Raw genomic sequence first — 12,895 nt, 5'->3', positions numbered from 1 at the left:
TGCTTATGGTGATGTCTTTTTTAGAAGGAGATAAATGGAAAAGGTGTGAATATATTAGAGAAGGAGGAGAGATTATGTATGTTAGTTCAATTTCAAAAGTTGAAGACGCAGCATCATTTATTGCGAATATGAATAAAGATGCTATTCATCATGTTGGTTATTGCGGAGATGAGAAAAAGGAGGTGTTACATACGATTCTTCATGATTTTTCTGATATAGGCTGGGAGAAATCTTTCGTTGTTACTTATGAGGACAATAAAATAATTGGCGTATTAGGGTTTGATGTGGATGAAGTAAAGAGATGTGCAGAAATTTGGGGGCCGTTTATTAAAGCAGAGAATTGGGAAGAAGTTGCTTTACATATGTGGAAGGAACTTATAGAAAAGGGGCCTTTTCATATTGAAAAATTTTATGGTTTTTATCATGTAGAAAATAATAATTGTGCCCGTTTAATGAAGAATTTATATGCAAAAGAACAAGATCAACATAGTATTTTCAGTTTAAGTCATAATATTGTGGAAGAACGTAGTATATGCAATGTAGAAGAGGCTTTACCAAAAGTATTCGAGCAGTTTATCTCTTTACACAATCATACTTTTCCTAATGCATATTATCAAGGAAATGAAATTATCGAACATTTAAGTGATACGAATAAATTATTTGTAAGTATGAAGAATGGTAAATTAGAGGGTTACGTATATGTTGAAGTAAATCCGGAGTTTCAAGAAGCGAATATCGAATTTATTGCAACCGCTGAAAATAGTAGAAGAAAAGGTGTCGGAGAGCAGTTATTATAAGGGGCAATTCAGTATATTTTCTCCTTCCAAGAGATGAAAGAGATAGAACTATGTTTGAATACGAATAATGATCGTGCGATGGAGTTGTACAAGAAAGTAGGGTTTGAGGAGAAGGCATGTTTACAACACTATATAATAGAGTAAAAACCCATTCGTATGAAGATTATATTTCATACAAATGGGTTTTATTTCATTTACTTTGCCGCCCTCGGTAATAACAGATTCAGGACTAATTTGAGGGCCGAATTCTTCTTGTATAAGAGGTGATAATCGTTACATAACCTTTTTTATTTTTTTCGGGATTTCTTTCGTTTGCGAATTAACATCTTCTTTTTTTAGCTCTTTAAAAAGAGAAGTGACCATAAGAACGACTACAATAGAAAATGGTAGCGCAGCAATTATAGCTGCGATTTGTAGTGCATTTAATCCTCCAGCTTGTAATAAAATAGCGGCAATTATCGCGATTGTTAATCCCCATATAAGTTTTAAACTATTTTTCGGTGATAAGCTTCCGTTACTCGTTTGCATTGAAACAACAAATGTTGCTGAATCGGCAGAAGTAACGAAAAATGTGGCTACTAAAATTAACCCGATAATCGTTAAAAATGTAGAGAATGGTAGATGTGAAATAACAGCAAATAATCCAATCTCTGTACCATTTTTAGCAATTTCATCAGCTATTCCAAGCGATTGGAACATTTCCATATGAATTGCGGTACCACCAAATACTGCAAACCAAAATGTACAGATAAGAGTTGGGACTAATACAACTCCAAAAATAAATTCTTTTATTGTGCGTCCTTTAGAAATACGTGCGATAAATGTGCCGACGAATGGAGACCAAGAGATCCACCACCCCCAATAGAAAATAGTCCAGTTTTCAATCCAAGAAGAAGATTTTTCACTAAATGCTCCTAAATTTAATCCCATACTAGGTAAAGCGCCGATATAAGAACCGAGTGTAGATGTGAAATATTTCATAATAAATACAGTTGGTCCTAAAAGTAAGAAAGAGATGAGTAAAATGCCTGCAAGAGAGAAATTCAAGTTGCTCAAATATTTAATCCCACGATCTAAGCCAGTTTGTGCACTTGTTAAATATAAAACAGCGAATATAGCTATAAGTACGAGCTGAGTAAGTAAAGTGTTATGAATGGAAGGGAATAAATAGCTTAATCCTCCAGCAATTTGTTGAGCACCAATCCCAACAGATGGTACAATGCCAAATACTGTGGCTAAAACAGCTAGAATATCAACTGTTTTTCCAATACGAGAATTTTTCGATCGATTAAATAATGGAGTAACTGTAGCCCCGATAGTGCTCCCTTTTTGTTTGCGGAATGTGAAATATGCAATTGTTAAAGCGACCATTGCGTATAGTGACCACGGAAAGAGTCCCCAGTGGAAAAATGAATATTGCATAGCGAGTTTGGCGCTTTCTTCTGTACCTGCTTTTCCTGTTAACGGATCTGTAAAATGTGAAATCGGTTCAGCGATTCCATAAAAGAGGAGTCCAATTCCCATTCCTGCCCCAAACAACATGGATAGCCAAGATGGATAATTATATTTTGGCTTTTCTCCATCTTTACCAAGACGAATAGAACCGTACTTGGAAAATGCTAAATAAGCAGCCAAAATAATCATTGTAGTCATAAGTAGAGAGTAAAACCATCCAAATTTATTGAGGATAAATGAGTTTAAAGAAGATGTAACACTTTGTAAATCGTAGCCTTGTATCCAACTTGCTGGGGTAATTCCCCATATAATGAATAATGTTGTTAGCAAGAAGGAGATATAAAATACACTGTTTTCTTTTTTTATCATAGAATCCCACCCTTATTTAATAAAGTTAACAATTATAATAATCATAACAATTAAGTTTTTAATTGTCAAAAAATTCCCTTTTTATAATGTGAAAGGATGCAATTTGTTTTAGGGAGGTAAAGAGCAATGCGTTCACGATATGTACAAATTATAGGAAGAAATAATATGAAATATTGCATTTTATATTGTTACATCCAGATTTTATGTTAAATTCTTGAATGGAATATTAAAATAGGGGGCAAGGATATGAACAAGAAATCAAAGATCAATAAAGTGATGCTTAGCATTAGTACAATGGCTTTATCGTTAGGCGCACTTCAAACTCATGCAGCAGCGGAAGAAAAAGTACCGTATAACGTGTTAAAAACGAAACCGGTTGGAATTGAAAAGTCGGTAGATGAAGTTGGACATATTTCAAAAGTTGATGAAACTTTATCATTTCAAGAACGTTTAAAAGTAGGAGATTTTTCACAGCGACCAGCATCTATTAAGAAGAAAACTGCAGTAAAGCAGGTTAAAGAAAGCTATTCAATGGCTGATTTAAACAAAATGAATGACCAAGAATTAGTTGAAACGTTAGGCAGTATTAAATGGCACCAAATTACAGACTTATTCCAGTTTAATGAAGATGCAAAGGCTTTTTATAAAGATAAAGGAAAAATGCAAGTCATTATAGATGAATTAGCTCATAGAGGTAGTACATTTACGAAAGATGATTCAAAAGGAATTCAAACGTTTACTGAAGTGCTGCGTTCAGCTTTTTATCTTGCATTTTATAATAGTGAATTAAGCGACTTAAATGAAAGAAGCTTCCAGGATAAATGTTTACCTGCTTTAAAAGCAATCGCAAAAAATCCAAACTTTAAGCTTGGTACAGTTGAACAAGATACAGTCGTATCTGCGTACGGTAAATTAATTAGTAATGCTTCAAGCGATGTTGAAACGGTTCAATATGCATCGAATATTTTAAAGCAATACAATGATAATTATACTACTTATGTAAATGATCGAATGAAGGGACAAGCAATATACGATATTATGCAAGGTATTGACTATGATATGCAGTCGTACTTAACTGAGGCTCGTAAAGAAGCGAATGAAACGATGTGGTATGGAAAAGTAGATGGGTTTATTAATGAAATAAATCGTATTGCTCTTCTAAATGAAGTAACGCCAGAAAATAAATGGCTCGTTAATAATGGCATTTATTTTGCTAGCCGTTTAGGGAAGTTTCATAGCAATCCAAATAAAGGATTAGAGGTTGTTACACAAGCAATGCATATGTACCCGCGCTTAAGTGAACCGTATTTTGTTGCGGTAGAACAAATTACAACAAATTATAATGGTAAAGATTATAGCGGGAATACAGTAGATTTAGAGAAAATACGTAAAGAAGGAAAAGAGCAATACCTACCAAAAACGTATACATTCGACGATGGATCAATTGTGTTCAAAACAGGAGATAAAGTATCAGAAGAAAAAATTAAGAGACTATATTGGGCTGCGAAGGAAGTAAAGGCACAGTATCACCGTGTAATTGGAAATGACAAAGCGTTAGAGCCAGGAAATGCGGATGATGTATTAACGATCGTAATTTATAATAGTCCAGATGAATATCAGTTAAATAGACAATTGTATGGATATGAAACAAACAACGGTGGAATTTATATTGAAGAGACAGGTACATTCTTTACATATGAGCGTACACCAGAGCAAAGTATTTATAGTTTAGAAGAGTTATTCCGTCATGAATTTACTCATTATCTGCAAGGGAGATATGAAGTTCCTGGTTTATTTGGAAGAGGAGATATGTATCAAAATGAAAGGCTAACTTGGTTCTAAGAAGGAAATGCAGAGTTTTTCGCAGGATCTACTCGTACGAATAACGTTGTACCAAGAAAGAGTATAATTAGCGGATTATCATCTGATCCTGCAAGCCGTTATACAGCAGAGCGTACACTATTTGCTAAATACGGTTCTTGGGATTTCTATAATTACTCGTTCGCATTGCAGTCTTACTTATATACGCATCAGTTTGAAACATTTGATAAAATTCAAGATTTGATTCGTGCGAATGACGTGAAAAATTATGATGCATATCGTGAAAATCTAAGTAAAGATCCTAAGTTAAATAAAGAGTATCAAGAGTATATGCAGCAGTTAATTGATAATCAAGATAAATATAATGTACCGGAAGTAGCAGATGATTATTTAGCTGAACATGCACCGAAATCGTTAACTGAAGTGAAAAAAGAAATTAGTGATACGTTGCCTATGAAAGATACAAAAATGACAAAACATAATTCTCAATTCTTTAATACATTTACATTAGAAGGTACGTATACAGGTAGTGTCACAAAAGGTGAATCAGAAGATTGGAAAGCAATGAGTAAAAGAGTAAATGAATCTTTAGAACAATTGGCGCAAAAAGAATGGAGTGGCTACAAAACTGTTACAGCATACTTCGTCAATTATCGTGTGAATAGCTCAAATGAATTTGAATATGATGTAGTCTTCCATGGAATCGCAAAAGATGATGGAGAAAATAAAGCTCCAACGGTTAATATAAATGGCCCTTATAGCGGTCTTGTAAAAGAGGGAATTCAATTTAAAAGTGATGGCTCAAACGATGAAGATGGAAAAATTGTTTCTTATTTATGGGAATTTGGAGATGGAAGCACAAGTGTAGAAGTGAATCCAGTACATGTATATGAAAGAGAAGGTTCTTATAAAGTATCGTTAAGAGTAAAAGATGATAAAGGCAAAGAGAGTAGAAGCGAAACAACTGTTACGATTAAAGATGGAAGTTTAACAGAATCAGAACCAAATAATCGTCCAGAGGAAGCAAATCGTATCGGGCTAAATAGTACGATAAAAGGTAATCTTATTGGCGGGGACCACACTGATGTTTATACATTTAATGTAGCATCAGCGAAAGATATCGACATTTCTGTTTTAAATGAGTATGGAATTGGGATGACATGGGTACTTCACCATGAATCAGATATGCAAAATTATGCAGCTTACGGTCAAGCCAATGGGAATCATATAGAAGCGAAATTTAATGCAAAACCAGGCAAGTATTACTTGTATGTATATAAATATGATAATGGCGATGGAACGTACTCATTATCAGTAAAGTGAAACTTTAATCATTCATCCCCCAATGATTATTAGCCCACACCAATCGGGGGAAAATAAGCGCTTTTCCAATGTATGTTTAACTTTACTTTTTGTGGAAAATAGTATATTATATAGATATATAATATATCGGTTATTTTCTAGGAGGAGCCTGTCACAATAGGTTTCTCCTGTTCTTTTTTAGGGGCCTGTTTTACAGGCTTTTCTTTAAAGAGTAAATAACTGAAAATTAAGAACTATAATCTTTGAAAGAGGTGGGGCATACACATAACAAAAAAGGGATTGTTTAAGAAAGGGGGATAAGAAATGGTCTTGTTTGGTTATCCACTTGAAACAATTTATTTATATGGATTTATTATTGCTACTATACTCACTGTTATTTATATCTTCTTTGGAGATATATTTGAATCGATATTTAGTTTTGGGGGCGGATCTGTATCCGTTGTTACTTTATTACTTAGTTTCTTCGCCATGTTATGTGGGCTTAGTTATATAGGAGAGTACTTATTTTCCTTTAATAGTATTACTATTTTCGGGGCTGCATTTGCTATATCTTTTATCGGTGTTTTCATCATGAAAATACTAATTTTAAAACCGATTGCAGAAGCAGAACAAAATACGATGCAACGTATGGATGAATTTATTGGTTGCAAAGGAGAAGTCATTACGACAATTCCTACAGAAGGATTTGGTGAAGTATTAATTTTATCCCAATTTGGAAGTAATGCAATCCCAGCTAAAACTGTTGGAAAAAAAGATATTTCGCAAGGAACAGAGGTTATTATCGAGGGAGTCCAAGATGGTGTTTTACTTGTACAAAACATCGCTTATTCTTTAAAAAAACCAAAATTATAAGGGGGAATTTACATGACGATTCCATTAATTATCGGTGGAGTTTTACTGGCAATTTTAATTCTACTCATTTTAGTATTCATTACGAAGTATCGTACGGTTGGTCCAGATGAAGCGTTAATTGTTACAGGGAACTGGCTTGGTGGAGGAAAGAATGTTGTTACCACTGATGATGGAAAGAAGATTAAGATTATCCGCGGGGGCGGTACTTTCGTAGTTCCAATTATGCAAAGAGCAGAGCCTTTAAGCCTATTAAACTACAAATTAGAAGTTGGTACACGTGATACGTATACGAAGCAAGGTGTTCCAGTTACAGTAAATGGTGTTTCTATTATTAAAGTAGGTTCTACAATTGAAGAAGTATCTACTGCAGCTGAGCAATATTTAGGAAAAGAAACAGAAGAGTTAAAAGTAGAAGCAAAAGAGGTTTTAGAAGGTCACTTACGTGCAATCTTATCTTCTATGACAGTAGAGGATGCGTATAGTAATAGAGAGCAATTTGCTCAAAAGGTACATGAAGTAGCTTCTACAGATTTAAAGAAGATGGGACTTCGCATTGTTTCTTTCACAATTAAAGAAATAATGGATAAAAACGGATACTTAGATGCGCTTGGTCAGCCGCAAATTGCGACAGTTAAGCGTGATGCAACAATTGCAAATGCAGAGCGTGAAAAAGAAGCACGTATTGAAAAAGCACGTGCTGAAAAAGAGGCAAAAGAAGCAGAATATCAACGTGATGCACAAATCGCTGAAGCTGAAAAACATAAAGAATTAAAAGTACAGTCCTATAAGAGAGAACAAGAGCAAGCACGTGCAGATGCGGATCTTTCTTACGAATTACAACAAGCGAAAGCACAACAAGGTGTTACAGAAGAGCAAATGCGCGTTAAAATCATTGAGCGTGAAAAGCAAATCGAGTTAGAAGAAAAAGAGATTGCGCGTCGTGAAAAGCAATACGATGCAGAAGTTAAGAAAAAAGCAGATGCAGATCGCTATGCTGTTGAGCAATCAGCAGAAGCAGAAAAAGTAAAACAAATTAAAAAGGCAGATGCGGATCAATATAAGATTGAAGCTGAAGCGAGAGCTCGTGCGGAAGAAGTACGTGTGGAAGGTTTAGCGAAGGCGGAAATCGAAAAAGCGCAAGGTCAAGCGAAAGCGGAAGTACAAAAAGCGCAAGGTACAGCAGAAGCAGATGTTATTAGATTAAAAGGTTTAGCAGAAGCAGAAGCGAAACAAAAAATTGCTGAAGCATTTGAATTATATGGTCAAGCGGCAATTATGGATATGGTTCTTAAAATGCTTCCAAGTTATGCGAAGGAAGTTGCAAGTCCGCTTAGTAATATTGATAAAATCACAGTTGTCGATACAGGCGGCGGTGGTAAAAATAGCGGGGCCGGAAAAGTTGCGGGCTATGCCACTGATTTAATGGCAACGATGCAAGAAACGTTAAAGGCTTCTTCTGGAATTGACTTAAAAGAGCTATTAGAAGGATTTGCAGGAAAAGGAGCAGTGCAACAATTATCAAGTGATAAACCTGTTGTATCTGTAGTAGAAGATGAGAAAAAAGAAGTAGAAAAAGATAAAGAATAATAAGGTGGAAAGAACCTCTAGTAAGTGAAATACTAGAGGTTCTTCTGTGAATTATAATATTTCGAATAATATACATTTTTATACATTGTTTTAATTATTTAATTTATATAGAATGAAAAAGATATGTATCAATTCTTTATGATGTAGAAAAAGATAGAGAGTCTCATCGATACATTTAAATCGTATTATTTTTATAGAAAGATTAAATGTTAATTAATTACATTTAAAACGGTATGGAGGGGTAGAAGTATGTTTCAAGGGAAACTAAGGAGTAGTAGTTTAAAAACAAAGTTACTTGTATCATTTATTATTATTTTAGTTCTTCCAAGTATTGTAATTGGTTGGACGTCTTATCAACAGGCGAAGACGAATTTTAATGAAACGATTTTAAACTCGGCGAAAGATAATATAAAAATTTTGGATAATGTAATTAATAAAGAATTGGATAGTAAAAAAGTAGATGCAACTTATTTTACGAAATTATTCACACAATCAAGTTACCAAGCAGATCAAATTCAAAACATACAAAATAAACTAGAAGAATACAATAAACTGCATCCAGAAATGGAAGCAATCTATACAGGATCTAGTAATGGACAGTTCATTCAATCACCAGCTATTCAGATGCCAGATGGATATAATCCTACAGAAAGAGATTGGTATAAAGAGGCCGTGAAGAAAAGCGGAGAAGTAATTGTAACTGCTCCATATAAGTCAAAAACGACAGGGAATATTGTTATTACACTAGCAAAGCAAAACGAGGATAAAAGTGGAGTTCTTGGGATTGACTTAATCATTAATGATATTGTTACTACTTCCAAGATGGTTAATATCGGTAAGGAAGGATATGTAGCGATATTTGATCAAGATAAAAATGTAGTAGCGCACCCGAAAATGAAGCCAGGAGAGAAATTAGAAGAGAAACTTAGTAAAGAATTGTATAAACAGGAAGCTGGGGATTTTCATTATTCATTAGATGGTGAAGATCGCAATATCACTTTTAAAACGAATAAGAAAACTGGGTGGAAAATAGCAGGAATTATGCCTTCCAAAGAAATTATCGAAGCGGCTGAACCTATTTTCTATAAAACAGTAACTGTTCTTGGAATTTCACTAATAATCGGTGGGATTGTAATTTACTTCATAATTGCGTCTATTATTAAACCGTTAAAACAACTTGTCATATCATCGAAGAAGATTAGTGAAGGTGATTTAACAGAATCAATTACAGTTCATTCTAAAGATGAAATTGGACAGCTAGGAGAAAGTTTTAACGAGATGGCTGCATCGTTACAAAGTGTCATTTCCAATATAAACACTTCAGCAAGTCATGTAGCGGCATCTTCAGAAGAATTAACAGCTAGTATGAAGCAGACAAGCGAAGCGACGGAACAAATTACACAGGCAATAGAGCAAGTATCAAGTGGTGCAGAAATACAAACGAAAGAAGTTGAAGAAGGAGCAACATTGTTAGAAGAAGTTACAGAAGGAATTCAGCGTGTTGCAGATAGTTCTTCATTAGTATCTACAGCCTCTATGTATACGAAGAAAAAAGCTGAAAATGGTGGGAAGTTAGTTGAACAAACTGTGAATCAAATGCAATTAATTCATGAGTCTGTTTCACAGTCAGACAAAATCATTGGTTTGTTAGACGATAAGTCGAAACAAATTGGAGCAATCCTTGAAGTGATTCAACATATTGCAGAACAGACAAATTTATTAGCGTTAAATGCGGCAATTGAGGCTGCGAGAGCTGGAGAGCAAGGAAGAGGATTTGCAATTGTAGCAGATGAAGTGCGAAAGCTAGCAGAACAATCAGGACAGTCTTCTACGGAAATTGGGAAACTAGTGAAAGAGATTCAATTTGATATAAAAGAAACAGTAAGCTCTATGAATCAAGTTGGAGCAGAAGTACAATCAGGACTTGTAGTTGCAAATGAAACGAAGCAAAGCTTTGCTGAAATATTGAAATCTACGGATGATACAGTTGTACAAATTGATAACATGGTAGATGTAGCAAAACAAATGACGGTAGATGCAAAACAAGTAAGTGCATCTATTAATGAAATTGCAGCTACAATTGAAGAAAATGCAGCAAGCGTTCAAAATATTGCTGGTTCCTCTGAGGAACAATTAGCTTCAGTAGATGAAATAAATGCAGCAGCAGTCCATTTATCACAAATGGCAGAAGAATTACAAGAGATGATTAGTAAGTTTAAAGTGTAATAACGAATGTTAAGAAACGAGGTAGTAATTTTACTTCGTTTCTTTTTTTATGAGAAGAAAAAGAAAGAAATATAGAGTAACCGTGTTATGATTAAGTATAATTAAAGAGACTGTATATTCTTTAAATTCTATCTTTAATCATGTTAGGGGAATGGTTTTGAAATTAAAAAAATTAAAACTCCAACCGAGAATTACATTAACTATTAGTACACTTATTTTAGTTGTACTTATGCTAACGAGTTATTTATTTTATTACATATTATCTGAAACGGTAGAAGAGCAAATTGGCAAAAGGGCTTTGCATGTTGCGAAAACAGTTGCTGCTATACCTGAAATAAAGGAAGCTTTTCAAAAAGAAAACCCAGCTTCTATTATTCAGCCGATTGCAGAAAGAATTCGAATGGATACAGAGGCTGACTTCATTGTAGTTGGAAATAAAGAGGGGATTCGATATGCACATCCTGAGCGAGATAAAATAGGAGAAGCGATGATTGGTGGAGATAACAAAGGCGTTTTATTAGAAGGAAAATCATATGTTTCGAAAGCAACTGGATCATTAGGCCCTTCATTACGCGGAAAAGTTCCAATCCGTAATCAGGAAAATGAAATCATTGGTGTGGTGTCTGTTGGATTTTCAATGGATGATATTCATGGAGCGGTAGAGGTGTATGGAAAGCGTGTATTTTGGATTACAATAATAGGGCTATTAATTGGAGTAATCGGCTCTATATATTTAGCGGCAAGTATAAAAAGAATGATGTTCGGTATGGAACCAGAAGAAATTTCATCTTTATATGAAGAGCATAGTACAGTGATTCAATCTGTACGTGAAGGGATTATTGTAATCGATAAAAATGGCATGATTAGTTTAGTCAATCAAGCAGCTTATGATATTCTTTCGCTAGATAAACAACAAAATATTATTGGGGAATTTATTTTAAATGTAATTCCTAATTCAACGATACTAGATGTACTTCAAACTGGTGAAGAACAGTTTGATCGCCAATTAAATATAAAAGGACAGGCTGTTATTGCGAACCGTCTACCTATTAAAGTAAAGAATAAAGTAACTGGCGTTGTATCGAGCTTACGTTTGAAATCTGAAATGGATCAGTTAACAGCAGAATTATCTCAGACGAAGCAATATACAGAGGCATTACGAGCGCAAGCGCACGAATATAACAATTTATTGTATACGCTTTCAGGTCTTATCCAATTAGAATCATATGAAGATGCTTTAGAGCTTATTCATAAGGAAACAGCGGTATATCAAGATTTTGTTCAATTTATTATGAAGCGGATTCAAAATCCATGGCTAGGTGGAATTTTAATTGGATTTTATAATAGAGCACGAGAGTTGAAGATTGATTTTATGCTAGATAGAGAAAGTGGTTTAGACAAATTAAGTCCACATATTGAGAGTAATTATGTCGTTTCTATTTTAGGAAATTTAATTACGAATGCATTTGAAGCAATTGAAAAAAATGAAGAGAATGATAAGAGAGTAAGGATGTTTGTAACTGATATTGGAGAAGAAATATTAATTGAAGTGGAAGATTCAGGACAAGGGATTCATGATGAAATAATTACTAGCATATTCTATAAAGGCTTTTCGACGAAAGAAGGAGGAGAGCGAGGATATGGATTAGCAAAAGTGAAAGAGTTAGTAGAAGATTTAAATGGAAGTATTGCAATTGAAAAAGGGGATTTAGGTGGTGCGTTATTTATTATTGCACTACCGAAAGAGAGAGGCGAATAGTAATGGGTGAGGAGATTGAAGTATTAATTGTAGAAGATGATATTCGGATTGCTGACATTCATCGTCGTTTTACTGAGAAAATTGAGGGATTTAAAGTAATTGGAACGGCAACGACTGGAGAACAAGCGAAAGAATGGCTAGAGCTTGTGAAGCCACAGCTTGTTTTATTAGATGTGTACTTACCTGATATGCAAGGAACGGAACTTGTCACATATATTAGGCATCATTTGCACGATACAGATATTATTATGATTACAGCGGCATCGGAAACAGATGTAGTGAGGCACGCCCTGCGGGGCGGAGTAACAGATTATATCGTAAAGCCACTAATGTTTGACCGATTTAAAGCAAGTCTGGAAGGCTATCAAAAAAAGATTATACAGTTAAAGAAAAATAATCAATTATCTACGGAGCAAATTGAATATTTATGGTCTCAAAGAGGGGTGAAGGGAGATCAAATAGAATATGCCCCGAAAGGGATAGATCCTTTAACTTTAGCGAAAATAAAAAAGCATATGTTAACAGTTAATGAAGAAGGGATTACAGCAGAGGTGCTAAGTTCAATGGTAGGCGTAAGCCGATCAACTGCAAGGCGTTATTTAGAGTATTTGATATCTGGGAAGAAAGTCCACGCAGAGCTAATATATGGAAGTGTTGGGAGACCGGAGAGACGTTATTTTCTTGTTTCTTCATAATAAAAAACAGT

Annotated in this window: 6 protein-coding genes and 3 pseudogenes; 8 read left to right on the top strand and 1 reads right to left on the bottom strand. The window is 34.5% G+C overall.

What is annotated here, in order from left to right; genetic code table 11:
• Positions 1 to 74: 74 nt before the first annotated feature.
• Positions 75 to 941, top strand: a pseudogene (locus HMAS_RS25385) (GNAT family N-acetyltransferase).
• A 129-nt stretch (positions 942 to 1,070) separates the two neighbouring features.
• On the opposite strand, the gene opuD reads toward HMAS_RS25385, so the two are convergent.
• The gene (gene opuD, locus HMAS_RS25380) at positions 1,071 to 2,621 is read right to left on the bottom strand and encodes a glycine betaine transporter OpuD (protein ID WP_000591573.1); all 1,551 of its coding nucleotides are present in this window, start codon (positions 2,619 to 2,621) and stop codon (positions 1,071 to 1,073) included.
• A gap of 246 nt (positions 2,622 to 2,867) precedes the next feature.
• Between opuD and colA the strand changes: the two are divergent.
• From colA to HMAS_RS25350, 7 genes and pseudogenes are all read left to right on the top strand, one after another.
• Positions 2,868 to 5,765 (top strand): annotated as a pseudogene (gene colA / locus HMAS_RS25375) (collagenase ColA).
• Between the two features lie 303 nt (positions 5,766 to 6,068).
• Positions 6,069 to 6,617 (top strand): NfeD family protein, encoded by a 549-nt coding sequence (locus HMAS_RS25370; RefSeq protein ID WP_000242444.1) that lies wholly within the window; start codon positions 6,069 to 6,071, stop codon positions 6,615 to 6,617.
• A gap of 12 nt (positions 6,618 to 6,629) precedes the next feature.
• Positions 6,630 to 8,204 (top strand): flotillin family protein, encoded by a 1,575-nt coding sequence (locus tag HMAS_RS25365; protein WP_000155019.1) that lies wholly within the window; start codon positions 6,630 to 6,632, stop codon positions 8,202 to 8,204.
• 249 nt (positions 8,205 to 8,453) lie between these two features.
• Positions 8,454 to 9,488 (top strand): annotated as a pseudogene (locus HMAS_RS28485) (HAMP domain-containing protein); the annotation flags it as partial.
• Positions 9,483 to 10,430 carry a methyl-accepting chemotaxis protein gene (locus HMAS_RS28480; RefSeq protein ID WP_370512796.1) on the top strand — a complete coding sequence of 316 codons (948 nt, stop codon included), beginning with the start codon at positions 9,483 to 9,485 and terminating at the stop codon, positions 10,428 to 10,430. The pseudogene HMAS_RS28485 and the gene HMAS_RS28480, both read left to right, overlap by 6 nt.
• Before the next feature lie 151 nt (positions 10,431 to 10,581).
• Positions 10,582 to 12,189 (top strand): ATP-binding protein, encoded by a 1,608-nt coding sequence (locus tag HMAS_RS25355; RefSeq protein ID WP_002060713.1) that lies wholly within the window; start codon positions 10,582 to 10,584, stop codon positions 12,187 to 12,189.
• Positions 12,190 to 12,191: 2 nt separating this feature from the next.
• Positions 12,192 to 12,884 carry a response regulator gene (locus tag HMAS_RS25350; protein ID WP_000503461.1) on the top strand — a complete coding sequence of 231 codons (693 nt, stop codon included), beginning with the start codon at positions 12,192 to 12,194 and terminating at the stop codon, positions 12,882 to 12,884.
• The last annotated feature ends 11 nt before the right edge of the window (positions 12,885 to 12,895 follow it).

It is taken from the genome of Bacillus sp. HMA207, from assembly GCF_003402455.1.
Lineage (GTDB): Bacteria > Bacillota > Bacilli > Bacillales > Bacillaceae_G > Bacillus_A > Bacillus_A cereus.
Note: the sequence above shows the minus strand (reverse complement) of the source record. Positions and strands in the feature narration are given on the sequence as shown.

Excerpts from the sequence above, each read along its gene's own strand:
- opuD (WP_000591573.1), bottom strand. The coding sequence starts at position 2,621 with ATGATAAAAAAAGAAAACAGTGTATTTTATATCTCCTTCTTGCTAACA.
- HMAS_RS25370 (WP_000242444.1), top strand. The coding sequence starts at position 6,069 with ATGGTCTTGTTTGGTTATCCACTTGAAACAATTTATTTATATGGATTT.
- HMAS_RS25365 (WP_000155019.1), top strand. The coding sequence starts at position 6,630 with ATGACGATTCCATTAATTATCGGTGGAGTTTTACTGGCAATTTTAATT.
- HMAS_RS28480 (WP_370512796.1), top strand. The coding sequence starts at position 9,483 with ATGGCTGCATCGTTACAAAGTGTCATTTCCAATATAAACACTTCAGCA.
- HMAS_RS25355 (WP_002060713.1), top strand. The coding sequence starts at position 10,582 with ATGGTTTTGAAATTAAAAAAATTAAAACTCCAACCGAGAATTACATTA.
- HMAS_RS25350 (WP_000503461.1), top strand. The coding sequence starts at position 12,192 with ATGGGTGAGGAGATTGAAGTATTAATTGTAGAAGATGATATTCGGATT.